A 22922-nucleotide genomic window follows, 5' to 3' on the forward strand; every position below is an offset into this window, starting at 1 on the left:
CGCGATGCAGCTTCTTACCCTCCCTTGGGTGGCAAGGGCTATCGCATTAAGAAGAAAGAGGCTGGGCCCGCAGTCTTTGTGCGGCCATCCTTCGAGACGGCCGCCTGCGGCGTCCCCTCAGGATGAGGGCTTTCCGCGCGGCTAAATCTTAAACCCTCATGGTGAGGAGCCTCGTCTTCGAGGCGTCTCGAACCATGAGGCCCCAGGCGATTACCGCGGCGGAAAAGTCATATGCGATAGCCCTCTGCCCTGGAGAGCAGGTAAGAACCTCACGCCGCCGCGGTGCGCTTGCCCTTTGACAGCATCGCCCTGATTTCCTTGACCGACCGCGCCTGGCTGAACAAAAAGCCCTGCATTTCCGTGCAACCGAGACTGGCAAGCAACTGTTTTTGCTGTTCGGTCTCGACGCCCTCGGCGGTCGTCGTCATGTTTCTCGACTTCGCGATGTTGATGACCGCCTGAACGATGGAGGACGAGCCTTCCGCATCGGCGAGATCGTTGACGAAGGAGCGATCGATCTTGATCTTGTCGAACGGAAACCGCTTGAGATAGCTCAGCGAGGAATACCCCGTTCCGAAATCGTCCAGCGCGATCCGCACGCCGATGGCCCGCAGGTGCTGCAGCATGACGCGCGCGGCCTCGTCGTCGCGGATCAGCACCGCTTCGGTAATCTCCAGTTCCAGCCGGCTGGCCGACAGGCCCGACACCGCCAGCGCATTGGCGACCTTCAATGAGAACGCATGGCTCTTGAACTGGACCGGCGAAACGTTGACCGCGAGCTTGATGCCCGCAGGCCAGTTGGCGGCCTCCGCACAGGCTGTCGTGAGCACCCAATCGCCGATTTCGCAGATCAGGCCGGTTTCCTCGGCGATCGGGATGAAGTCGGCCGGAGAGATCATCCCGCGCGCGGGATGGTGCCAGCGCAGCAGGGCCTCACAGCCGACGATCTCGTTGCTGGCGAGATCGACGACGGGTTGATACCGCAGCTCAAAAGCCGCTTCGGCGATGGCCTGACGCAGATCGAGTTCGAGCGTGCGCCGCGCCTTGACGCGCGCATCCATCTGCGGCTCGAAAAAGCGATGGGTTCGGCGCCCGTCGGCCTTGGCGCCGTACATGGCCAGATCGGCGCTTTTCAACAACTGGTCCAGACCGGTTCCGTCATCCGGCGCCATCGCAATGCCGATGCTGGCGTCGGTCCTGATCTGATGCCCCAGACATTCATAGGGTTCGCGAATGGAGTCGTAAAACCGCTTGACCAGATCCAGCACATCGCCTGGCTGCTTGACGCCCATCTGAACGATGGCGAATTCGTCGCCGCCGAGCCGGGCGACAAAGTCCCTCTCCCTGACGCAAGCCCGCAAGCGGCACGCCACGGCTTTCAGCAACTCATCGCCCACAGGGTGGCCCAGCGAATCGTTGACGCTCTTGAATTCGTCGATGTCGATATAGAGCACGGCCAATTGCTCGCCCGGCCTGGCGCACTCCAATTCCTGTTCCAACTGCTCGCGGAACAACACGCGATTGGGCAGATCGGTCAGCGCGTCGTAATGTGCCAGATGCGCAATCTTCTGCTCGGCGCGCGCGCGCTCCGTGATGTCCTCCTGCGTGGCAACCCATCCGCCATTGGCCAGCGGCTGATTCACGAGCAGGATGGAGCGGCCGTCCTGGGTTTCCATGATACTTTGGGTCATGCGTTTCTGCGCCACGTTGCGCAGCACCTTGGCGCAAAACGCATCGGGATCGCCGAGGAATGAACCGTTTTCCTTCCGGTGCGCAATGAGATCGCGGAAATGCCAACCCGGCTTCACCACGTCGGCGGACAGATTATACATGTCCAGATAACGCTGGTTACACAGAACAATCCGCGCGTCTTTGTCATAGAGCAGCAGCCCCTGCGTCATGTTGTTGACGGCGGTATCGAGGCGCTCTTTTTCCAGCGCCAGCCTTCGCTGGGATTCCTCGTGCTGCTGAAACAACTTTCGTGCGATGACGAACAACGTAAAGGCAATGACGAGCGTGGCCAGCCCGGCGGCGATAATCAGCGACCGGGTTTGCGCCCGCCAATCGGCCAGCGCCGTTGCGACCGTCGTTGTCGTGACAATGGAAAGCGGAAAATCACTCAAGGAACGTGCCGACGTCAGCCGATCTTCGCCGTCGATGGGACTGACCCACCGCATCGTCCCATGGTTCGCCGTGGACAGAACCTGCTGGATTGGCACGTCCCGGAAATTCCGCCCGATCATCTCCTCGACGTGAGGATATCGCGCCAGCAAGGTAGCGTCGCGATGATACAGCGAAATGGTGGAACCCATTCCAAGTGTAATGGACTCGAAGAAACTCTCCAGATTGGCCGGCGATACGCCGCGCGTGATAACCCCGAGAAACCGTCCGTCCGGTCCAACGATTTTGCGGGAAACGACAATGGTCCATAGCTCGGTCAGATGACTGCGAACCGGGGTGAGCAGCACCAACGGCGAGTGGTCATTGGTGACGAAATCCCTGTAATAGCTCCGATCCGCTACATTGAGATCAGGTACCGGCCAGAATCTGGACGAGTTGATCAGTTGACCGTTGTCGTCGAATATGTTGACTCCCGCGACATCCGTCAGCGAGCCGGCAACCGGCTCCAGAACGGCATGAAACTCCTCGGTCGAGACCTGGCGCTTGAATTCCGCTGGAGATGTGATCCCCATGCTGCCTATGCGCAGCACCAGACTTCTCTGGATGGACTCAAAATCGCTGAGCTCCCGGTCGAAATGACGCGCGAGCAGCAATGCCGTATTTTCCAGCTCGCGCTCGCTGTTGTTGAGCGCGCGTTCGCGAAAATCCAGCACGACGGTGGCGGTGCCGGCGATGATCGACGCGATCAGCATGAAGCCGCCGAGGATCAGCCAATTGAGCGGATTGCGCCAATCCAACGCCCAGCGGCCGCTCACGCGGCTGCCATTCGCTTCGGAAGGTTTCTCCCGCATCGCCTCTCTCCCGGGTGGGATACATAAAGGGCCGGGATGGAAGAACCGTTTTGAAGTTGGGTTACCGAAGCGTTAAATTCGTCAACGCAGTGCAACAATCCGGTTCCATTGTTGTTATCGTGCGCGCATCGGGCGCAAAGCGATATCGGGGGGCTTATGCCGGTCAAATCAATCGAAGAAGGTCTGCCTAATCCTCTCGGGGCTCACTGGGACGGCAAAGGTACCAACTTCGCACTGTTTTCGGCCAACGCGACCAAGGTAGAGGTCTGCTTGTTCGATGAGACCGGCGAGCGCGAACTCAGCCGCATCGAACTCCCCGAATATACCGACGAGGTTTTTCACGGCTATTTGCCGGATGTCGGGCCGGGCACGTTTTATGGCTACCGGGTCCATGGCCCCTATGATCCGAACAACGGGCACCGTTTCAATCCGAACAAGCTGCTGCTCGATCCCTATGCGCGCGCCCATGCAGGTTCGCTGAAATGGGACCCGGCCGTTTTCGGCTACAAGATGGAGACTGGCGACGATCTGACCTTCGACGAGCGCGATAGCGCGCCGTTCATGCCGAAATGCGTGATCGTGGACCCGGATTTCGACTGGACGGGCGAAGCGGGCCGGCAGATGGTGCCGTGGGATCAGACCATCGTCTACGAGGTCCACGTCAAGGGCTTCACCAAACAGCATCAAGGCGTCCCGGAAAAGCTGCGCGGCACCTATGCCGGTTTCGGCAGCCAGCCGATGGTCGACTACCTCACCGCGCTCGGCGTGACGTCGGTCGAGCTGTTGCCCATCCACACTTTCATCAATGACAGCAATCTGCTGGAAAAGAAGCTCACCAATTATTGGGGCTACAACACCATCGGCTTCTTCGCACCGGACCCGCGTTATGCCTCCGATGTCCCCAACAGCCTGCGCGAGTTCAAGGAGATGGTGGCCCGCCTGCACGCCGCCAACCTCGAGGTCATTCTCGATGTCGTCTACAACCACACCGCGGAGGGCAACGAACTCGGGCCGACGCTGTCGTTCAAGGGCATCGACAATGCCAGCTACTACCGGCTTCCCGCCGACCAGCGCCGGTACATCAACGACACCGGCACCGGCAACACGGTGAACCTGTCGCATCCCCGCGTGATCCAGATGGTCACGGACAGCCTGCGCTACTGGTCCGAACACATGCATATCGACGGCTTCCGTTTCGACCTCGGGACTATTCTGGCGCGCGAAGTCCATGGCTTCGACGAGCAGAGCGGATTTCTCAAGGCGGTCGATCAGGATCCCGTGTTGACCCAGGTCAAATTGATCGCTGAGCCCTGGGACTGCGGACCCGGCGGATATCAGGTCGGCGGCTTTCCGCCCGGCTGGGCGGAATGGAACGACAAATTTCGCGACGTGGTTCGGGATTTCTGGCGCACCGAGGCCACCGTTGCGGAATTGACGCCGCGGCTGTGCGCATCCAGCGACCTGTTCAGCCATGGCGGACGCCGCGCCTGGGCCAGCGTCAACTTCGTCACCGCGCATGACGGCTTCACGCTGAACGATTGGGCCAGCTACAACGACAAGCACAACGAGGCCAATGGCGAGGACAATCGCGACGGCAGTTCCAGTAACCGCTCCTGGAATTGCGGCGCCGAAGGCCCGACCGACGACAAGGCGATCATTGCGCTTCGAAACCGCCAGAAGCGAAACATGCTTGCCACGCTGATGTTTTCGCAGGGCACTCCGATGCTGCTCGGCGGCGACGAATTCGGCCGCACCCAGAAGGGCAACAACAACGCCTATTGCCAGGATAGCGACATCTCGTGGTTCGACTGGAATCTCGGCGAGGACGCCAACGACCTGCTTGCTTTCACGAAACGCCTGATCGAGCTGCGCCGGTCTTATCCAGCACTGCGCCGCAGCCGTTTCCTCACCGGTCAGCGCGACGAGGCGCTCGACCTCAAGGACGTGACCTGGATCAATGCCAATGGCAACGAGATGCAAGACGCAAACTGGAAAGACGCGTCGATGAAATGCTTCGGCATGATGGTGGATGGCCGTACCCAGAAGACCGGAATCAAGCGGCGGAGTGACGACAAGACCGTCCTGATTGTCATGAACAGCTATGAAGGGCTCGTCGATTTCACCTTCCCGAAATGCGAGGCCGGTGAAGGCTGGTCGCTGTTGATCGATACCAACATGCCTGATGCGGCTTTGGAAACCGAATTTTCGTTCGGAAGCCAATATCAGGTCACCGAACGATCGCTGCTGCTGTTCGCAATAAAGCCGAAATAAATCACAGGCAGATCGTACGGCTTGCCGTCTGGATAATCGGGCGGCAGGGCGCGACGCGTTGCGCGTGCAGTTGAATGGCCGCGGCGGTCACTGCGAGTCTGCGCGCGCGTCATCTCTTATTCTTCCCTTGAAGAAATCGCGCGCCTCAAATGGAACCATCGGTTCCCCTGCATATTAATTCGGCACCAGAAACATTTTGTGCCGCAAAGCGGCGCGGGAGAAGAACGCCATGATCGATACCGTTATTGTTCAGCCGGGAGTAGACACCGGTGAGCCCTCTGTTGCCGGCGTTTCATGGCCCGCGGTCACCGCCGGCGCCGTTGTTTCCTGCGCGCTGACGTTTGTCTTGCTCGCGTTCGGCCTAGGGCTCGGGCTTTCGGTGGTTTCGCCATGGGCGGGCTCCGGCGTGTCGGCCACGACCTTCAAGATCGGCACCGGTCTCTATCTGTTGGTGATCGCGATGCTGTCGTCGTCGATCGGCGGCTATCTCGCCGGCCGGCTGCGGACGCGATGGACCGGCGTGCACAGCGATGAAGTGTATTTCCGCGACACCGCGCATGGGTTTATCGCCTGGGCGCTGGCAGCGGTGCTTGGCGCTGTGTTGCTGGCCTCGCCGGCCGGCAGCCTGATCAGCGGCGGCGCGTCCGGCGCAACGCAAGGCGCGGCAGCGGCCAGCCGCAGCGGCCCGATGGATGGCTATGTCGATACGCTGCTTCGCTCGGACAACCCGTCTTCGCAGAATGCAGGGAACGGCAATGAGACCCGCGGTGAACTGCTTCGATTGTTCACATCGAGCTTCCGCAATGGCGGCGAATTGAAGTCGACCGATCGCGAATACGTCGCCAAGGTTGTTGCCGCACGCACAGGTCTCAGCCAGGCCGATGCCGACAAGCGCGTCAATGAAGTCGTCACCCAGGCCAAGACCGACCTCGATGCCGCCCGCAAGGCCACCGCGCAACTCGCATTCTGGCTCACCGCGTCGCTGTTGCTCGGAGCCTTCTGCGCCAGTCTCGCCGCCACCGAAGGCGGTGGCCTTCGCGACGGCACATGGGGAACAGGCACATGGGGAAACAAAGCTCGCCGTTGAGGATTATCAAACCAACACTCATTCCTGAAAGGAACGTCACATGCCCATTCTGCTATGGCTCGTTGGAATTCCGATTCCGCTCATCATCCTGATCCTGCTGCTGCGTTAAACCAGCCATCAGACAAAATCCCTCGCTTCGGCGGGGGATTTTTTTGCGAGACAATCCGTCGCTGATCGTTTTTCCATCCATCAGGAACGCATTGCGCGTTGGACGCTTGATAGTCAGGTCCTTCCATTCGGTTTGATCATTGTAAATTCAGGGAGCCCATCATGGCCAAAAAGCCAAAGCTGCTGAGCGACATGTTTCACGACACACTCAAGGACGTTTACTTCGCTGAAAACAAGATCCTCAAGACCTTGCCGAAAATGGCCAAGGCCGCGCACTCGAAAGAATTGAAGGCCGCCTTCGTCAAGCACGAACGCGAGACCCGCGGGCACGTCAAGCGCCTTCAGGACATCTTCAAGATCCTGGGCAAACCCGCGCGCGCCAAGACATGCGACGCCATCATGGGCATCACCAAGGAAGGCGCGGAGATCATGACCGACTACAAGGGGATGCCCGCGCTGGATGCCGGTTTGCTCGCTGCAGGCCAGGCCGTGGAGCATTACGAGATGTCCCGCTACGGCACGCTGCGAACCTGGGCCGAAGAGCTCGGCATGAAAGACGCCGCCGCCCTGCTGGATGCGACCCTGAAGGAAGAAAAGGCGACGGACGCGGCTTTGACCACACTGGCCAAGTCGGTGGTCAATGTCGAAGCCGAACACGAGCTTTGAATAGTCGGAAGCCGGGACAATTCGCCCCGGCTTCCCTCGCCTGCTATCAATCAGGATGACTGACGGTGCTGTGGGACGTGATCAAGGAGGCGGCCGGGAATTGGTCTGCCCACAAGGATTCCCGCCAGGGCGCAGCGCTCGCCTACTACTCCGTGTTCTCGATCGGCCCTCTGGTCGTTATCGCGATCGCGATTGCCGGTTTTGCCTTTGGACGCGACGCCGTCAGCGGACAGGTCGCCCTGTCCATCAAGGACCTGCTCGGCGAAACCGGCGCCAAGGCCGTGCAGGCAATGCTGGTCGATGCCAGCCGGCCCCACGCCGGCCTTCTGGCAACGACCCTTGGAACCGGCGCGCTGCTGTTCGCGGCCATCGGCGTCGTGGTGCAGTTGAAAGACGCGCTCAATACCGTCTGGGAGGTCAACGCAACACCCGGGAGTGGCCTCTGGTATTATATGCGCAGTTATGTCCTGTCCTTTGCCGGCGTGCTGGCGCTGGGTTTCCTGCTGCTGATCTCGCTTCTGGTGACGACGGCGCTTGCCGCGATCGGCAAGTACACGGCCGGATATGTCGACGAGCGTGTGCTTCATTTGACCAACCTGATCGTATCGTTCGCTGTCGTCACGCTCCTGTTCGCGATGATGTTCAAGTGGCTGCCGGATACACCGATCGATTGGTACGATGTCTGGCTCGGCGCGATCCTGACCACGATCTTCTTCGAGATCGGAAAACTGGCGATCGGCTTTTACATCGGAAGACAGGGACTGGAATCGACCTACGGGGCGGCCGCTTCCATCATCGTGCTCCTGATCTGGGTGTATTATTCATCCCAGATCGTATTGATGGGCGCCGAGATCACGCATGCCTTTGCAACGCGTCACGGCTCGAAACGCGGCTAAAACAGGCCCTCGAAATTATTCAAGGAACGTGGTGGATTTTTCATCCGACGTGGCGCCCTGCGCCAGTTCTTTTTCGGCCTGGTGCCAGAATTCGTCTTCGCGTCCTTCAGGCTTTCCGGCCTGTTCCCAAAGCTCATGCGCGCGAACCCTGATCTGCTCTTCTGTCGGTTTTGACATTGATTTTCTTTCCGTTGCGAGGTTCGCCTGAATCCTCGATCTGTCCAACGGATTAACGCAAGCGCTTACGATCTTGTTCCTGGTTTTTCCGCGCATCGAATAATCAGCCGCCAATCGAAAATCGGAACGCTCATGCGGCCTCGGGCTGGCTGGCATATCTTCGGCAATGTTCCAGATACGCCACTTCGTGCTTGCCGATCAGGCTGACCACACTGGTCCAGAGCCAGCTCGGCGCATCCAGCGACTTCGATCGATGACGCTCGAGCTCCTTGCTCCAGCGAGCGCGCGTCGATTTATCCATCTGACGCGCATGGGCCTTGCCGACCACACCGGCCAGGAAACTCGCGGCCTTCATGGCCTCTTCGATGGTCAATTGGCTGATCTCGACTTTAAGATCCTGTGGTAGCAATTCGCGGATGAAGACCGGTCGCCTGGCCAGATGGCCTGACATCATCCGGTTTCCGAGTTGCGGCGAAAGATGTCTCGCGCCTTCGACCACGCGCACGGCATTATCCTTCGGCATCTTCTCGCCGGCGTAGCGGGGAGCCGCGGCCAGAACGGCTTCCTTGACATCCATCAAGGCGAAATCGCGCCTCTTGCCCTCGCCGATCCCGAGCAAGACCGCGAACCGAAGCAGCCCGAGTGAGCTGCACCCTTTCATCCAATAGGCCGCGTCGAGAACCTCGACGGGCGCGTCATCCTCGCGCGACCGCAATGATGTCGCCAGACGGTGCAACGATGCACTCTCGAACAATTGCTCGATCTTTTTCTGCTCAGGCTCGGAAAGCGGCCAGAACCTGGCTCCCAGCGGAATAGTGGGCTTGCGGTCTTCGAGGCGCTCTTTCGCCAGATGTTTCCACGAGCGCGCAATCGACTTTCTGACAACAACCTGAATCGATTGCGGCGCGTCATCGATCGTGTCGGCATTCTGGCGCAAGGCCGCCCGGTAGCCCTCGATCACCTGCTCCAGAATGCGAGCCGTGGTCACCCCCGGCAAGTCGGAGCCTCGGGAGGCGGTCGCAAGCGACAAGGCCAGACGGATAATGTCATGCGCGGGATTTCCGATCACCGTCTGATCGAGATCGCGAATCTGGACCGCGACGCGCCCATCGATGCCGGCGACAGGCCCGAGGTTGCCGGCATGGCAGTCGCCGCAAATCCACACCGGCGGTCCTTCCGGCAGGGTCCCGCGCTTTTGCGCTTTAAGCCATTCATAGAACTGAACGGTGCTGCCCCGCACAAAGGCGTGCGCGGAACGCGCCATTTTGAGAGTTTGCCGTGTGGTCAGAACAGACGCGCGATCGGAAGGCTGAAGTAATTTTCTGGACGACATGCCTATCCGATCAAAATAACTTAATTTTCCAAAAGGACCGGGAACACAAACTTACAATCAAGCCGCTCCGCTTCCAGCAACATGCAGCAACAAATCGCGGCTGTGGGCGATCGCTTCGCACGCCAACGCCCGGTCTATCTCGGCATTTCGCCGCCAGCCGTGCGGCAGGCTTTCGGCATAACGACGCGTCAGCCGCGCCTGATTGGCCCAATTAACCCTTGAAATATCGACGTCGTCGCGAAGCACCATGGATTGCCCTCAATGGTGCATGAACACAGCGAGCAGGAGAATGATCGGCAGCGGGATTCCAATCAGCCAAAGCAACACGCCTTTTCCGAAAGTCATGGTAACCTCCATTTGATCAATCAGTGTTCAGACAATGCAGTGGCATTTCATTTGTTCCCGCCATGCAACCCCTTGCCCCGGCTGATGATCCGCTAGTCGCTATTGATTTGGAGCAACAGCACGGTTAGCGTCTTCGCGGGGATTATCTTCGGGCTTTATCTGACAGGGTGCACTGCCGCTGAGCGGTGCACATAGACGGCGCGTTCATGGGTGTGAGACGTTTTCACGCGGTTGCGGCGACGGTTTTGCTGATGGCTTTCGCGGGCCCGGCGCCTGCGCTGGCCGAGACGATCGAGGCCGCTCTGGTGCGCGCCTATCAGGGCAATCCGCAACTCAACGCACAGCGCGCGCAGGTCCGCTCGATCGACGAAAACGTACCGCAGGCGCTGGCGGGCTACCGCCCCCAGGCCGCACTCACCGCCAGTGCCGGCGTTCAATACACCGACTCGTACGGGGCCTCGCCATTTTTCGGCGGCGAATTCCATGGCGTCGAGCCACCGCGCAGCGCCGGCGTCACGGTCACGCAGACGCTCTACAATGGCGGTCAAACCGCCAACAAGACCCGCGCCGCCGAGGGCCAGGTCTCCGGCGCGCGCGAGGCGCTGCGGCTGCTCGAACAGAGCGTGCTGCTGTCGGCCGCGACCATCTACATGGATTATCTGCGCGACGCCGCGATCGTCGAGGTTCAGCGCAACAACACCAAAGTGCTCGAAGAGACGCTGGTGACAACCCGCGCCCGCTATCAATTCGGCGAGCTGACGCGCACCGATGTGGCCGAGGCCGAGGCGCAGCTCGCGGCCGGCAAGACGCAACAACTGACCGCCGAAGCCAATCTGACGACAACAGCCTCGAATTACCGCCGCATCATCGGCGAAGAACCGAAGCAGCTCGCGCCGGGCTCGCCTATCGATCGCTTCCTGCCCGCGACGCTACCCGCCGCGGTCACGCTCGGTCTGGTGCAAAATCCGAACGTGACGGCGGCGACGTTCGGCATCGACGTCAACTATTTGCAGATCAAGATCGCCGAGGGCGCGTTGCTGCCGACCGTCACGTTGCAGGCCGCCGCGCAGCAATCCTATGAACAGCAGCTCGTGATTTACCGGACCTTCGGCGCCGCGGCGACCGCGCAACTGAATGTCCCGGTCTATCAGGGCGGCGCCGAATATTCGCTGATCCGCCAGTCGGAGGAGACATTGGCGCAGCAGCGCTATAATCTCGATGTGGTTCGCGACCAGACCCGCGCCAACGTCGTTACCGCCTGGGGGCAATTGGTGGCAGGCAAGGCGCAGGTGGAGTCGGCGCAGGCGCAGGTGACCGCATCCGAGGTGGCGCTCAATGGCGTACGCGACGAGGCCCGGGCCGGACAACGCATCACGCTCGACGTGCTCAATGCCCAGCAGGCGCTGGTCAATGCCCGCGTCGCGCTGGTGACCGCGCAGCACGACCGCGTGGTCGCTTCCTATGCGGTGCTGAGCGCGGTCGGCCGGTTGTCACCGCAGGTGCTTCATCTTGCGACATCAGCCTATGACCCGAGCGTGCATTATCACCAGGTGCGCGATAAATGGTACGGCGTGCAGACGCCCGATGGGCACTGAATAAAACAAAAGGCCGATCCAGAAAATCAACAGGGGGGTGGGAGATGATCTGGACGACAAGCAATCTGGTGATTCAGATCATAACCGGCATTCTCGGCGCGCATTTTGCGGCGACCCTCGCCAGGGAACACAGCTTCGGATTTTTCGGCCACACCCTCACCGGCCTGATCGCCGGCGCCTTCAGCGGCTATTTCCTGCAATCGCTGGCCGCCACGGTGGTCACGGCCAATGGCAGCCTGAATGAACTGCGACCGCCCGAGAATTTCATGCTGCAGGCACTCACCGGAATAGCTGCGGGTGCTTGCCTCACTCTGGTCGTGGGCTTCATCAAGCACAGCATCGATGTGCACAAATCGCCGGAAAATTAGAGCGTTTTCGAGCGAAGTGGATACCGGTTCGCGTGAAGAAAACGCGTCAAAACAAAAGATTAGAGCCCGGTTCTGATTCAATCAGAACCGATAAGGCTCTAGCGTCCCCGCTCATACGGGTCACAAGCCGATCAAACGACCGGCGGCTTCTTGTTGAAGAAGCGTTTGATGGCGTCGAAGGCCTCGGCGATCGGGGGCACCAGCACGAAAAAGGCGCCCATCCCGACCGACATGATGATGAGGCCGAGCGAGGTCTTTTCCTCCTCGGCTTCGAACGGATGCGCTTCCTTGTCGATCGTCGCGGGCGCGAGCGTGCCATCCGGAGCGCCCGGCGAGCCGTGCTTCCGCGGCTTGCGCGGCGGCATCACGGCCACGACAAACAGCACGTTCAGCAGCAGCCACAGACCAATAATAATCAACGCCGTACGCATAAAGCCTCTTTTGCGAAATTCCTGGTTTCGCGAAATTCAAGCAGATTACCGCAACAGCGGCCCAGGTTCGAGTTGTGGCACCATCCCGGCAGATTAGAAAGCATCGTTGCTGTTTTGAGTAAATTTCCGCTCCCCAAGGGGCGCGCCAGCGAGCGGATATACCGCCCTGATAACGTTAACCGCCACCGGATTCATACGGGAGACCGCATGTTGCCGCATGAAATTCTCGTCATGAATAGTGTTACGGCGGAGTCTTTGAAAAGGTTTCAGCCGCTGACCCCGCCGGCCGCCGCGCGGCGGCGCTACCGGGACACCGATTGAGGGAGTGCTTCGATCGACGGCACCGGCGGAAAGCATGTTCAGAGTTGGGGCCCTCCTATCGTCAGTTCCGGGCCAGGAACCCTGGCTTTCGAAACATGGCTTTCAAGCATTTCACCGAAACGCGTATCGGCCTGTTGCAGAACGCCGCCGATCTCGTGGACGCTATCCGTCACGCGCATCATTGCCTCCCATGTCGTCTCTCCGACACATTATCGGCGGCGGAGCAATTCCCGCAATTCACGCTCGCATTTGAGCATGACCTGATCGTAGTCGGGCCTGACGGCAAGATGGGCCGTCGCCTGCAGTTCGCGCTGGCGGCATTGATCCCTGAAATTCGTGATTGCAGGTGAACCAAAGCCGCCCATGACATAGAGGAGATAAATCAGGCCCAAAGCCAGGGTCGTACCAACCACGATCGACAGGAGGGCATAGCTCCCCTGCCGGTCGAAATAGTCAGGAGCCAGGGGATCGCCCATTCAACTCGCAACCGTTCCGGTTTGCACCAGTGGTTAAGTCGGTCACGGTGGCGATAAGGTTCAAGAACCAATGGGCTGTGACACCGCATCGGCAAATTTTCGCATCAGACGCACGAGTTCGTCGATTTCGTTGGTGTCCCACGTCGCGAAGACGCTGCGGCCTATTCTCTCGCGCGCCGCGTCGACCAGCATCGTCATCGCCTTGCCCTTCGACGTGACGAGTGCCTCGCGCACCCGCCGGTCGGCGGCGCTTCCCTGCCGTTCCACCAGATCAAGGCTTTCGAGCCTGGCGACCTGCCGGCTGACGGTCGTGTAATCCCGCCCCACCCGATCAGCCAATTCGACGATGCCAATGGGACCAAACCGCTCAACGACAACCAGCAGGGGAAACAGCGCCCGGTCGAGCGGAATTCCGGCCTCCTTGATCAGCGCCTCGTCACGCTGCGGCTGATTCATGACGCTGAGAATGTCGAGCAATGCGCCATGAAGCTGGCGGAGTTGATCACCAATATGTGTATTTTGCACATTCTTTCTTGACGGCATCTCGCGATCTCCGATATATGTGCATTATACACATACATCGGAGATCCGAAAGGAATATCGCCATGAAGGCCGCCATCGTTCGCCAAGCAGGCCAAACGCCCGTTTATGCAGACTTTGCCGAACCGCTGCCGTCCACCGGCGAGAACCGCGTCAACGTAACGGCCGCCGCGATCAGCCATGTCGTCAAGGGCCGCGCCTCCGGCGCGCATTACAGCGCTTCGGGACAGTTCCCCTTCGTGATCGGCATCGACGGCGTCGGAAAACTCGATGACGGCCGCCGGGTCTATTTCGTTCTGCCGCACGCGCCTCACGGCAGCATGGCCGAGCGAACGATCGTGTCTTCGTCGCAGTGCGTGGCGGTGCCTGATGAACTGGACGATGTGACAGCCGCAGCGATTGCCAATCCCGGCATGTCATCCTGGGCGGCTTATACGGAACGCGCCAGGCTCAAGCGCGGCGAAACCGTGCTGATCAACGGCGCCACCGGCAGCTCAGGCCGCCTCGCCGTTCAGATCGCCAGACATCTGGGTGCGAAGAAAGTGATTGCCACCGCGCGCAATGCCGACGCGCTGAAATCGGTCGCCGCACTCGGTGCCGACGTGACGATCCCGCTTGTCGAAGATGACGCCGCACTCGAAGAAGCCTTCAAGGAGCAATTCGCCGGCGGTGTGGATGTCGTGATCGACTATCTCTGGGGCCGCAGCGCCGAACGCCTTCTGATCGCCGCCGCGAAGGCTGGAGCAGATGCGGTCCCGATCCGCTTCGTTCAGGTCGGTGCCATCAGCGGTTCGGATATCGCGCTGCCGGGCGCGGTGCTGCGATCATCCGCGATCGAGTTGATGGGAAGCGGCATCGGAAGCGTTCCCGTCGATCGCTTTCTCGATGTCATTGATCAGCTTCTTCGAGCAACCGGACCCGCCGGTTTTCAAATTGCGACGACGCCCGTGCCGCTGTCAGACGTGGAGCAGGCATGGCCAAAGGACGACAGCACCAGGCGCACGGTCTTCACTGTGGATTCGCAGAAGGCCTGATACTTAGAGTCTGACTTAAAAATGCATCCAGCATCGCTTTTCGTCATGGCCGGGCTTAGCTGGAAAGCCCTAATTCTATCGGCTTTATTTTTGAGTCCAACTAAGGAGAAAGCGGTCCGCGCCAAACGCGACGCGGACCAGCATTGTCTGATCTACGAAAACGCCGCCTTGACCCGCTCCGGCGAGAACGGCACCCGCCTGATCCGCACGCCGGTAGCGTCGAAGATCGCATTGGCAATCGCGGCGGCCACCGGACGGATCGAGGGTTCGCCGGCGCCGGAAGGCGCGATGTCCGGATAGTTGAGCAGCACCACATCGACCTGCCCCGGCGTCTCCGTGATGTCGAGGATCGGATAGGTGATCCAGTCCACGCTGGTCACGGTGTTGCGGTCGAAGGTCACTTCCTCCCACAGCGCGCGGCTGACGCCCTGCACGATGTTGCCCTCGACGCATTTCACCAGCCCGTCGGGATTGATGATCTGCCCGCAATCATGCGCCACCGTAAACTTGCGCGCCGCGATCTTGCCGGTTGATCTGTCGACATCGACCTCGGCGATCACGGCGACGCGGGTGCCGTTGCGCTGGGCGTAGGCGATGCCGCGGCCGGATACTTTGGGACCCGTCTGGTCATGACGCGGCGACGCCCGCGTTTCCCATTTTGCCTTTTCCGCCGCCGCCTTGATCACGGCGATGTCGCGCGGATCCTTGACATAGCGCAGGCGAAACTCGATCGGATCGGCATTCACCGCCGAGGCGACTTCATCGATGAAGGATTCGCTGGCGAAGTGGATTTGCGGCCCGACAGGGTCGCGCAAATGCGAACTGCGCAGCGGCGATGCACGGTCGAGCAGCGGCGGAATGGTTTCCCACGCCATTCGCTTGTTGGCGACCGCATAGGATTCCGCCGGCACGCCAAACCCGTCGCCGGATTTTAGCGCCACACCGAGCGTCTGCCCGGTCAGCGTATCATACGGCTTGCCACCATTGGTATCGACGTCGACCCGCGAGAACGCCTTGCTGGTGAACTCGTAGGCGATCACCTCTCCGGCCGCATTGAGACCGCACTTGGCGCTGTGAACCGAGGCCGGGCCCTTCGGATCCCAGCCTGTGCCTTGATCCCGCATATATTGCAGACGTACCGGACGGCCGACCGATTGGGCCAGCATCGCGGCATCCATCGCGCAATCATCCGCATCGTTGCGGCCATAGGAGCCCGGGCCGGATTTGAAGATCACATGCACCGACTCGAGCGGCATCTGCAGCAGCGTGGCGATGCCTTCCTGCACGAAATGGGACTTTTGCGTGCCGCTCCAGCAGGTCGCCTTGCCGTCCTTGATTTCGACCAGCGAACAGGCCGGCCCCATGCTGGCATGCGACTGGAACGGCCATTCATATTCGGCCTCGATAATCCGGGCCGCGCTCTTGAACGCCGCATCGACATCGCCGTTCTGCACTTCCACCATGCGCTTGCGCACCGGCGCCTTGCGGATGTGATCGTGCAGCGACGCCTGTGCCGGGAATGGCGGCTCCTGCGCCGACCATTCGACCTTCAGCTTTTCGGTCGCCTGGATCGCATCCCATTCCTTGTCGGCCACCACTCCGAGGAAGCCGTTCTTCCAGACCACTCTGGCGCCCGGAATATCCTTGATCGAACTCTCGTCGACCTTCACCGGCACCGAGCCTGCGACCGCCGGCCGGATCATCCGGCCATGCATCATGCCGGGCACTTTGACGTCGGTGACGAAGTCTTCCTGGCAGAACACTTTCGGCGCGATGTCTTCGCGCTTGATCGGCTGGCCGACGACCTTGTGCTCGCTTGGCTTCTTCGGTTGCGCCTTGCCGGGCGCATAGAGCGCGTTGCCGTATTGCTTGTTCCAGTCGAGCTGGACGTTGAAATACTGCCCGCCGATCAACTGCGCATAGGAAATGCTCTTGGTCTTGTCGTCAGTCGCGCTGACGACGCCGTCATTGACTGTGAGCTTGTCGGCCGGAACCGACAGCGCGCCGGCCGCCATCTCGACCAGCACGCGCCGCGCTTCCGCCGCCGCCACGCGCAACTGTTTGCCACCGAGCTGAATGCCCGTCGAGCCTGACGCGCCGCCCTGGTTCACGGAGGTCGCGGTATCGGCCATGAAGACCTTGACGGCCTTGAAGGGCACATCAAGCTCTTCCGCCACGATCTGCGCGATCGCGACGTGCAGGCCGTGACCCATGTCCATCTTGCCAAAATAAGCGGCGACCCGGCCGTCGGCATTGACGGCGATGTAGGAGGACAATTGATCCGGGGTCAGCGGCGGCTTGGTGCCTTGCGCAAAGGCCTCGCCGATCGACAGCACGGTTTCCAGCGTTACGCCGGCGCCGATCGACACGACAAGCGCGCCGCTGCCAAGCAGAACCGAACGGCGGGTGAGCGAAGTGGGCTTTTCGAATTTTGTCATGGCGTGCCCCCCTCAGCCCATCATCTCGGCGGCACGCTTGACCGCCTTGAGGATACTGATGTGGGTGCCGCAGCGGCACTTCAGGCCGGAGAGCGCTTCCTTGATCTGGGCTTCGGTCGGCTTCTTGTTGTCGCGCAGGAACGCTGCGGCGGTCATCAGCCAGCCGTTGATACAGTAGCCGCATTGCAGCACCTGCTCCTCGACATAGGCGGTCTGCAGCGGGTGCGGCTTCTCGGGTGTACCAAGACCGGCCAACGTCGTGACTTCCGATTTGCCGACGGCAGACATCGGCGTCACACAGGAACGCGTCGGCTGGCCGTCGACATGCACGGTGCAGGCGCCGCATTGCGCGAGGCCACAGCCGAAATGGGGATTGTTGAGGCCGAGATCGTTGCGCAGCGCATACAGCAACGGCATGTCCGGATCGGCTTCGACCGTATGGCTCTGGCCGTTGACACTAAGCTTGAAGGGTTGGTTCATCGCGAGCAGCTCCCTTAGTTGGGGTACGGCGGATTACGTCCTGCCGTCCCGTCGCGGTGATCCGCGACCGCGCCGTTATCAGACGCTTGCGGAGGGGAGCCTAGCCCCGGAAACGGCGCTTGGGAATGGCCCGGGAATAAAATCGATGATGCCGAGCCGGTATTCGGGGCTGGAGGCGCTGCCTATACCATCGCCTGGCTGTACGTCGCCGGCGCGGCGTTCGATCGCGCATCGCCCAACAGAATGCAGCCGAGCAGGTTCTGCATTTCGAGCCGCGCGGTGACATGCGACATGGTCGGGCGGGTTCCGAGCGTGATGTCGTCGATATCGTCCACGGCAGTCAGCCCGCGCGGATAAAGCTCGCGGAAGATCATCCGCTCGGCCAGGCCTTCGACGCAGCGAAAATCAAGCCAGCGTGAAAGCTCCTGCAAGCCCTTGCCGACGACAACATGGTTGCGCGAACTGAGCGTCGACAACCGGTTACGCAACACGATCCACGCCAGCGATCCCTGATCGGGATGACGCTGGCGGCGCGTTACCTGCACCATCTGCGCATAATGACTGGTCCCGGTGACCTCGAAGGTCTTGGGATCGACGGTGCCCAGGACATCGAGATCGACAAAACTGTCGTTCAGCGGCGTGATCAGGATATTGGCCAGCGCATGCGCCCGCCGCATCAAATAATTGTCGTGACCGGGCGTATCGATGACGATGACACCGCAGCGGCGCCCCAGCGCATCGATGGCGTCGGTGAGCGCATTGCATCCGGCGGTCTCGTCCTGCGCGGAGGGATGGTGCAATTTGCCGAAGCTGAAATGCTCAGGCGTTTCAAGATCGCGATCGATCTGCCGGGCCCAGGCACGCCGGTTCTCGATGAAATGCGTGAGGCTTTTTTGCCTGGCATCGAGGTCGATGGTGGCGACGCGCTCACCCGACTTGATCAGGGCGATGGCAAGGTGCATCGCGACGGTCGATTTGCCCGACCCGCCCTTTTCGTTGGCCACAACAATCACGCGGGTGGATGACATGTGCCCTCGAGATTCACGTGAAGCGTCGCAAATGGATTTGATCCGCTAATCAGCCCTGATTCTCGCATTTATCGCAAGTTACGCGAGCCCTGTATCCACCGCGCGCCGATCATATCCGGCGGAGAACAATATTCGTGATCAACATCACTTCTGCGGCCCGGAGAGGTAAATATCCCGTTCCGCGCGAAAAACATTGCTGTAGAGATTGGCAATCCACTGCCGTCCGTTGGACGTCACATTGAGATAGCGAATGGCGGTCTGCACATGGGGCGCCACCAGATTCCAGTAGAACTGGGGATAGAGATTGACGAGATCGGCCGGCGAAGAGTAGCCGAGCTGACGGTTGAGCCCCGCTTCTTCAAACTCGTGAAACAGCGCGTTGGCCTTGCGGATATAATGGGGATCGCCGAGCTGCCCGATCAGATCCGCCGCACGCAACAGCGACGCCTCATCGTCGCATTCCTCATCCGCGCTGGGCAGCGTGCTCGGAAATCGCGTGCCTTCGACAGCCCGCGCGATGCGTTCCTTGTCCAGAATCTCGATGCCGTGCAGCCGCTCCATGACATACATCTTCGAGCGGTCGACATGATAGGGCAGCATCGCGGCGTCGGAAGATCCGCGCGGCAACGCGGCCTTGCGTCCATCAGCGTCCACCACATAGCCGTCCTGATTGTCGCCCCGGAAAAGCCCGCGGACGTACCCGATATCGTGGGTCAGGCAGGCGATGATGATGTGGGCATAGTCTTCGGCCGGCATGTGATTGTGCAGCGCGCGGCCGCGCAGGATATCGTGCCCCGCCATCGTCACCAGCATGGTGTGTTCGACATTATGATACAGCGCGTCGCTGTTGCCGATACATTCGAGCGCGATGCGCGCGATCGACGGCACCATTTCGACGAGGTGGTTCTGCGAAGAACCATACCGCCGCCGCATGTAATTCCCGAGAAAGTCGCCTAACGCATCGGCGGCAAGTTCCGGCACGGTGATCATCACGGGAATCCTGATCCAAGCCTCAGAGGCTTTGCGGCAACGACCCGGAGAATGGCGCGGCGGCGTGACAGGAATGTTACAGGTGGCGTTGCGACCGGCCAGCCGATCGAGCCGGAAAGCGAAGAATCCGCGAACAGCGCTACTCGACGATCTTTGAATTGATCTCGTCGAGCTGGGAGACGGTCGCGTGCAGGTTCTTCTGGACCTCGACCAGCCCATCCAGCATTTGCTTGATTTCCTTGCGCGACAGGCTTTGCACCGCGGTCGCAACGACCTCCCGGGCCAGCGGGATCAGCTTGGCTTTCAGCGCACGCCCTTTCGGGGTGAGATGGACATGCAGCTTGCGGCGGTCGACCTTGTTCTGCACCCGCCGGACAAAGCCCTTCTTTTCCATGTTCAGGATGGCGCTGAGCGTGGTCGGCTCCATGGTGCCGACCCGCCGGGACAGCTCGCGCTGGTTCAGCCCGTCCTCATGCCATAGCGCGCGGAGGAAATACCACATGCCCAGCGTGACGCCGTGCGGCTCGATCTTCAATTGCAGAAAGCGCTGCAGCGCCCGATGCGTGCGGCGGACCTGATAGCCGACACTGTCGGCGAACGGAAAATCCGCGTCCTCGATGGCGATCTCGTCCGGCCGTAATACCTTGCGGGATTTCGCTGGCTTTTTGGTGGTCAATGCCGCCCCTCATGGTTCGCACGACATCGGTGATTGCATATTCGGCCGCGGCAGGCAAACGGCTTCAACCGGTGCGACCGCCTGCTCTCGATTTGCCGCGCCGCAACCGCGGCTTCCACAAAACGAACCACTTTCACAGGCCGTGCGAACTGTGCTATTACTTAGCTAACTAAGTATTAATCGGATCGCTGCCATGAGGACGCCATGAATTCCGGTCCCGAAGCCCCCGCGATGGTGCTGACGGTCCGACGCAAGTGCGAAATCGCCGCCGACGTGTTCCTGTTCGAGTTGCAGCACCCGGATGGCGCCGATCTACCGGCTTTTACGCCGGGTTCGCATATCACCGTGACCGTCCCGTCCGGCCAGAAGCGCCGCTATTCGCTGTGCAACGACCCCCGCGAGCGCGATTACTATGCCATCGCGATCAAGCGGGAGGCGTCGGGTCGGGGCGGCTCGCTGAGTTTCACGCGGGACGTCGGCGAAGGCGACCGGATCAGCGTCGAGCTCCCGGCCAATGAATTCGAAATGTCGGCATCGGAGCCAAAGAGTTTTGTCTTTATCGCCGGCGGCATCGGCATTACGCCGATCCGGGCGATGATCCTGCACTGCCTCCATCACGGCAGAGCGAATTTCAAACTCTATTATTTCACCCGCACGCCAGCCATGATGGCCTTTCGCGAGGAATTCAGCGCTCCCGAGTTCGCCGGAAAAGTCATCCTGCATCACGACAATGGCGATCCCGATCAGGCCTATGATTTGTGGCCTGTGCTGGAACACCAGCGCGGCGCGCATCTGTATTGCTGCGGTCCGCGCGGCCTGATGGACGCCGTGCGCGACATGACCGGCCACTGGCCGGATTCGGCGGTGCACTTCGAGGATTTCGTCGGAGCCTCCGCCCCGCATGCCGACGACACGGCGTTCGAGGTCCAACTGGCGCGAAGCGGTCAGCGTTTCGAGGTCGCGGCCGGGGTTTCCATTCTCGATACGCTGCGCAGGAACGGCCATGTGCTGGCCAGCTCCTGCGAAAGCGGCACCTGCGGCACCTGCCGCACCCGCTTCACCGCAGGCGAGCCCGACCATCGCGATCTCGTGCTGTCGTACAAGGAAAAGAAAAGCGAAATCATGATCTGCGTGTCGCGCGCGAAATCGCCGGCGCTGACGCTCGACATTTAAATCAAGAAGGCCATTCATCATGGACGAACCACTCAGACTTGGCGTCATCGGCTTAGGGCGCGCCTTCACCCTGATGCTGCCGACTTTCGCGGCGCATCCGCGCATCAGGATGGTGGCGGCCAGCGATCCCCGACCAGATGCGCGCGAGCGCTTTGCTGAGGAATTCGGCGCCAAGGTCTATGCGGATGCGGAAGCGCTCTGCGCCGACCCTGCCGTGCAGGCGGTCTATGTCGCCTCCCCGCATCAGTTCCATGTCGAGCACGTCAAGCTCGCCGCCGCGCACGGCAAGCATGTGCTGGTCGAAAAGCCGATGGCGCTGACGACAGATGATTGCCTGGAAATGATCGCGGCCGCCAAGGCCGCCGGGATCAAGCTATTGGTCGGTCACAGCCACAGCTTCGACCTTCCATATTTGCGCACCAGCGAAATGATCCGCAGCGGCGACTATGGCCGCGTCTGCATGATCAATGCGCTGAATTTCACCGATTTCATGTACCGGCCGCGCCGTCCGGAAGAACTCGACACCAAGGCCGGCGGCGGCGTGGTGTTCAGCCAGGCCGCCCATCAGGTCGACATTGTCAGGCTATTGGCCGGCGCCAAGGCGACCTCCGTGCGCGCTTTCACCGGACGCTGGGACCCCAAGCGCCCCAGCGAGGGCGCCTACAACGCCCAGATCAATTTCGACAATGGCTGCTTTGCGTCATTGACCTATAGCGGCTACGCGCATTTCGACACCGACGAATTCAACGGATGGTCGGGCGAACTCGGCCAGCAGCGCGATGCTGAGGCTTCCTACGGCCGCGCCCGGCAGGCGCTGCGGCAGGCGACGACCGTCGCGCAAGAGATCGAGATGAAAAACCGCCGCGCCTACGGCCTCACAGGCAGCGACGCCTTTCGTCTTGGTGGCGATATTTCCCATAATCATTTCGGACTGGTGGTCGCAAGCTGCGAGCGGGCTGATTTGCGGCCGATGCCGAGGGCAGTCATGGTCTATGGCGACGATGCGCGCCATGTCGAAGAACTCGCAGCCCCGACCATTCCGCGCGCCGAGGTGGTCGATGAGCTTTATGATGCCGCGATCTTGAACAAGCCGCCGCTGCATTCCGGCGAATGGGGACTGGCGACGCTGGAGATTTGCCTCGCCATTCTGGCATCGGCGGAAGGCCGGCGCGAGATTGAGCTGAAGCATCAGGTGTGAGGGCTGGGGCTCTCATGGTTCGAGACGCGCGAAGACGCGCTCCTCACCATGAGGGTCTGGGGTCCTCATCCTGAGGAGCATCGCGAAGCGATGCGTCTCGAAGGATGGCAGCACCTGACGTGCCGCTAACGCCCTGACGAATTGCTCGCGCGGGAAGCGATGATCGCGATGAGGTCGTTTTCGGCGGCGGCGGCGGTCTTGTAGCGCGGCTCGGTGGTTACGAACGGCTGGGCGGCCTCGGCCGGATGAAAAATCTCCAGATAATAGAGACCATCTCGCGAATCTTTTTTGGGCTCTATCCGGATGACGGCCATTGTCA

At 60.8% G+C, this 22922-nt stretch carries 23 protein-coding genes; 9 read left to right on the plus strand and 14 right to left on the minus strand.

Annotated elements, in window-relative coordinates; all coding sequences use genetic code 11:
* Positions 1 to 269: 269 nt before the first annotated feature.
* Complete coding sequence (locus HB676_RS16100; protein ID WP_213738810.1) at positions 270 to 2972, minus strand: EAL domain-containing protein; 2703 nt, start codon at positions 2970 to 2972, stop codon at positions 270 to 272.
* 156 nt (positions 2973 to 3128) lie between these two features.
* Between HB676_RS16100 and glgX the strand changes: the two genes are divergently transcribed.
* From glgX to HB676_RS16120, 4 genes are all read left to right on the plus strand, one after another.
* The gene (gene glgX, locus HB676_RS16105; RefSeq protein WP_213738811.1) at positions 3129 to 5243 is read left to right on the plus strand and encodes a glycogen debranching protein GlgX; all 2115 of its coding nucleotides are present in this window, start codon (positions 3129 to 3131) and stop codon (positions 5241 to 5243) included.
* A gap of 229 nt (positions 5244 to 5472) precedes the next feature.
* A complete protein-coding gene (locus HB676_RS16110) occupies positions 5473 to 6330 on the plus strand; it encodes a hypothetical protein (RefSeq protein WP_213738812.1) in 858 nt (285 codons plus the stop codon).
* 270 nt (positions 6331 to 6600) lie between these two features.
* On the plus strand, positions 6601 to 7104 hold the full coding sequence (locus HB676_RS16115; protein WP_213738813.1) for a ferritin-like domain-containing protein: 504 nt from the start codon (positions 6601 to 6603) through the stop codon (positions 7102 to 7104).
* Positions 7105 to 7169: 65 nt separating this feature from the next.
* The gene (locus tag HB676_RS16120; RefSeq protein WP_213738814.1) at positions 7170 to 8000 is read left to right on the plus strand and encodes a YhjD/YihY/BrkB family envelope integrity protein; all 831 of its coding nucleotides are present in this window, start codon (positions 7170 to 7172) and stop codon (positions 7998 to 8000) included.
* Between the two features lie 15 nt (positions 8001 to 8015).
* Here HB676_RS16120 and HB676_RS16125 read toward each other — a convergent pair whose 3' ends face one another.
* The 3 genes from HB676_RS16125 to HB676_RS16135 form a co-directional block, all read right to left on the minus strand.
* A complete protein-coding gene (locus HB676_RS16125; RefSeq protein ID WP_213738815.1) occupies positions 8016 to 8177 on the minus strand; it encodes a DUF2934 domain-containing protein in 162 nt (53 codons plus the stop codon).
* Between the two features lie 130 nt (positions 8178 to 8307).
* Positions 8308 to 9510 (minus strand): DUF2252 family protein, encoded by a 1203-nt coding sequence (locus HB676_RS16130; protein WP_213738816.1) that lies wholly within the window; start codon positions 9508 to 9510, stop codon positions 8308 to 8310.
* Positions 9511 to 9567: 57 nt separating this feature from the next.
* Entirely contained in the window at positions 9568 to 9759 is a 192-nt protein-coding gene (locus tag HB676_RS16135; protein ID WP_213738817.1) for a hypothetical protein, read from the minus strand.
* 302 nt (positions 9760 to 10061) lie between these two features.
* Between HB676_RS16135 and HB676_RS16140 the strand changes: the two genes are divergently transcribed.
* Both HB676_RS16140 and HB676_RS16145 read left to right on the plus strand, forming a co-directional pair.
* Positions 10062 to 11450, plus strand: a complete 1389-nt coding sequence (locus HB676_RS16140) for a TolC family outer membrane protein (protein ID WP_213738818.1) — start codon at positions 10062 to 10064, stop codon at positions 11448 to 11450.
* 44 nt (positions 11451 to 11494) lie between these two features.
* Complete coding sequence (locus tag HB676_RS16145) at positions 11495 to 11818, plus strand: hypothetical protein (RefSeq protein WP_213738819.1); 324 nt, start codon at positions 11495 to 11497, stop codon at positions 11816 to 11818.
* A gap of 131 nt (positions 11819 to 11949) precedes the next feature.
* Here the strand turns inward: HB676_RS16145 and HB676_RS16150 are convergent, their stop codons facing one another.
* From HB676_RS16150 to HB676_RS16165, 4 genes are all read right to left on the minus strand, one after another.
* Positions 11950 to 12249, minus strand: coding sequence for a hypothetical protein (locus HB676_RS16150; protein ID WP_213738820.1), 300 nt, complete (start codon positions 12247 to 12249; stop codon positions 11950 to 11952).
* A 359-nt stretch (positions 12250 to 12608) separates the two neighbouring features.
* Positions 12609 to 12749 carry a hypothetical protein gene (locus HB676_RS16155; RefSeq protein WP_213738821.1) on the minus strand — a complete coding sequence of 47 codons (141 nt, stop codon included), beginning with the start codon at positions 12747 to 12749 and terminating at the stop codon, positions 12609 to 12611.
* A 30-nt stretch (positions 12750 to 12779) separates the two neighbouring features.
* Entirely contained in the window at positions 12780 to 13046 is a 267-nt protein-coding gene (locus HB676_RS16160; RefSeq protein ID WP_213738822.1) for a hypothetical protein, read from the minus strand.
* A gap of 60 nt (positions 13047 to 13106) precedes the next feature.
* A complete protein-coding gene (locus HB676_RS16165) occupies positions 13107 to 13589 on the minus strand; it encodes a MarR family winged helix-turn-helix transcriptional regulator (RefSeq protein ID WP_213738823.1) in 483 nt (160 codons plus the stop codon).
* A gap of 62 nt (positions 13590 to 13651) precedes the next feature.
* On the opposite strand from HB676_RS16165, the gene HB676_RS16170 reads away from it, so the two are divergent.
* On the plus strand, positions 13652 to 14620 hold the full coding sequence (locus HB676_RS16170) for a zinc-binding dehydrogenase (RefSeq protein ID WP_213738824.1): 969 nt from the start codon (positions 13652 to 13654) through the stop codon (positions 14618 to 14620).
* A gap of 152 nt (positions 14621 to 14772) precedes the next feature.
* On the opposite strand, the gene HB676_RS16175 is transcribed toward HB676_RS16170, so the two are convergent.
* The 5 genes from HB676_RS16175 to HB676_RS16195 all read right to left on the minus strand — a co-directional run bounded on the left by HB676_RS16175 (position 14773) and on the right by HB676_RS16195 (position 20232).
* Complete coding sequence (locus tag HB676_RS16175; protein ID WP_213738825.1) at positions 14773 to 17058, minus strand: molybdopterin cofactor-binding domain-containing protein; 2286 nt, start codon at positions 17056 to 17058, stop codon at positions 14773 to 14775.
* Between the two features lie 12 nt (positions 17059 to 17070).
* A complete protein-coding gene (locus HB676_RS16180) occupies positions 17071 to 17538 on the minus strand; it encodes a (2Fe-2S)-binding protein (RefSeq protein WP_213738826.1) in 468 nt (155 codons plus the stop codon).
* A gap of 182 nt (positions 17539 to 17720) precedes the next feature.
* Positions 17721 to 18566, minus strand: a complete 846-nt coding sequence (locus HB676_RS16185; RefSeq protein WP_213738827.1) for a division plane positioning ATPase MipZ — start codon at positions 18564 to 18566, stop codon at positions 17721 to 17723.
* A 144-nt stretch (positions 18567 to 18710) separates the two neighbouring features.
* On the minus strand, positions 18711 to 19556 hold the full coding sequence (locus HB676_RS16190) for a metal-dependent phosphohydrolase (protein WP_213738828.1): 846 nt from the start codon (positions 19554 to 19556) through the stop codon (positions 18711 to 18713).
* 139 nt (positions 19557 to 19695) lie between these two features.
* Positions 19696 to 20232: a MarR family transcriptional regulator gene (locus HB676_RS16195; RefSeq protein WP_213738829.1), complete on the minus strand. Its 537-nt coding sequence runs from the start codon at positions 20230 to 20232 to the stop codon at positions 19696 to 19698.
* A gap of 204 nt (positions 20233 to 20436) precedes the next feature.
* On the opposite strand from HB676_RS16195, the gene HB676_RS16200 reads away from it, so the two are divergent.
* Both HB676_RS16200 and HB676_RS16205 read left to right on the plus strand, forming a co-directional pair.
* Complete coding sequence (locus HB676_RS16200; RefSeq protein WP_213738830.1) at positions 20437 to 21405, plus strand: PDR/VanB family oxidoreductase; 969 nt, start codon at positions 20437 to 20439, stop codon at positions 21403 to 21405.
* Between the two features lie 19 nt (positions 21406 to 21424).
* Complete coding sequence (locus HB676_RS16205) at positions 21425 to 22603, plus strand: Gfo/Idh/MocA family oxidoreductase (protein WP_213738831.1); 1179 nt, start codon at positions 21425 to 21427, stop codon at positions 22601 to 22603.
* Positions 22604 to 22728: 125 nt separating this feature from the next.
* Here HB676_RS16205 and HB676_RS16210 read toward each other — a convergent pair whose 3' ends face one another.
* Positions 22729 to 22917: a hypothetical protein gene (locus tag HB676_RS16210; protein ID WP_213738832.1), complete on the minus strand. Its 189-nt coding sequence runs from the start codon at positions 22915 to 22917 to the stop codon at positions 22729 to 22731.
* Positions 22918 to 22922 lie beyond the last annotated feature (5 nt).

Source organism: Bradyrhizobium sp. dw_411, assembly GCF_018449695.1.
In the GTDB taxonomy this organism is placed as follows: Bacteria; Pseudomonadota; Alphaproteobacteria; order Rhizobiales; family Xanthobacteraceae; genus Bradyrhizobium.

What these genes read in the sequence shown, in the direction of transcription:
- HB676_RS16100 (WP_213738810.1), bottom strand. Translation starts at nt 2,972, where the DNA reads ATGCGGGAGAAACCTTCCGAAGCGAATGGCAGCCGCGTGAGCGGCCGC.
- glgX (WP_213738811.1), top strand. Translation starts at nt 3,129, where the DNA reads ATGCCGGTCAAATCAATCGAAGAAGGTCTGCCTAATCCTCTCGGGGCT.
- HB676_RS16110 (WP_213738812.1), top strand. Translation starts at nt 5,473, where the DNA reads ATGATCGATACCGTTATTGTTCAGCCGGGAGTAGACACCGGTGAGCCC.
- HB676_RS16115 (WP_213738813.1), top strand. Translation starts at nt 6,601, where the DNA reads ATGGCCAAAAAGCCAAAGCTGCTGAGCGACATGTTTCACGACACACTC.
- HB676_RS16125 (WP_213738815.1), bottom strand. Translation starts at nt 8,177, where the DNA reads ATGTCAAAACCGACAGAAGAGCAGATCAGGGTTCGCGCGCATGAGCTT.
- HB676_RS16130 (WP_213738816.1), bottom strand. Translation starts at nt 9,510, where the DNA reads ATGTCGTCCAGAAAATTACTTCAGCCTTCCGATCGCGCGTCTGTTCTG.
- HB676_RS16135 (WP_213738817.1), bottom strand. Translation starts at nt 9,759, where the DNA reads ATGGTGCTTCGCGACGACGTCGATATTTCAAGGGTTAATTGGGCCAAT.
- HB676_RS16140 (WP_213738818.1), top strand. Translation starts at nt 10,062, where the DNA reads ATGGGTGTGAGACGTTTTCACGCGGTTGCGGCGACGGTTTTGCTGATG.
- HB676_RS16145 (WP_213738819.1), top strand. Translation starts at nt 11,495, where the DNA reads ATGATCTGGACGACAAGCAATCTGGTGATTCAGATCATAACCGGCATT.
- HB676_RS16150 (WP_213738820.1), bottom strand. Translation starts at nt 12,249, where the DNA reads ATGCGTACGGCGTTGATTATTATTGGTCTGTGGCTGCTGCTGAACGTG.
- HB676_RS16155 (WP_213738821.1), bottom strand. Translation starts at nt 12,749, where the DNA reads ATGCGCGTGACGGATAGCGTCCACGAGATCGGCGGCGTTCTGCAACAG.
- HB676_RS16160 (WP_213738822.1), bottom strand. Translation starts at nt 13,046, where the DNA reads ATGGGCGATCCCCTGGCTCCTGACTATTTCGACCGGCAGGGGAGCTAT.
- HB676_RS16165 (WP_213738823.1), bottom strand. Translation starts at nt 13,589, where the DNA reads ATGCCGTCAAGAAAGAATGTGCAAAATACACATATTGGTGATCAACTC.
- HB676_RS16170 (WP_213738824.1), top strand. Translation starts at nt 13,652, where the DNA reads ATGAAGGCCGCCATCGTTCGCCAAGCAGGCCAAACGCCCGTTTATGCA.
- HB676_RS16175 (WP_213738825.1), bottom strand. Translation starts at nt 17,058, where the DNA reads ATGACAAAATTCGAAAAGCCCACTTCGCTCACCCGCCGTTCGGTTCTG.
- HB676_RS16180 (WP_213738826.1), bottom strand. Translation starts at nt 17,538, where the DNA reads ATGAACCAACCCTTCAAGCTTAGTGTCAACGGCCAGAGCCATACGGTC.
- HB676_RS16185 (WP_213738827.1), bottom strand. Translation starts at nt 18,566, where the DNA reads ATGTCATCCACCCGCGTGATTGTTGTGGCCAACGAAAAGGGCGGGTCG.
- HB676_RS16190 (WP_213738828.1), bottom strand. Translation starts at nt 19,556, where the DNA reads ATGATCACCGTGCCGGAACTTGCCGCCGATGCGTTAGGCGACTTTCTC.
- HB676_RS16200 (WP_213738830.1), top strand. Translation starts at nt 20,437, where the DNA reads ATGAATTCCGGTCCCGAAGCCCCCGCGATGGTGCTGACGGTCCGACGC.
- HB676_RS16205 (WP_213738831.1), top strand. Translation starts at nt 21,425, where the DNA reads ATGGACGAACCACTCAGACTTGGCGTCATCGGCTTAGGGCGCGCCTTC.
- HB676_RS16210 (WP_213738832.1), bottom strand. Translation starts at nt 22,917, where the DNA reads ATGGCCGTCATCCGGATAGAGCCCAAAAAAGATTCGCGAGATGGTCTC.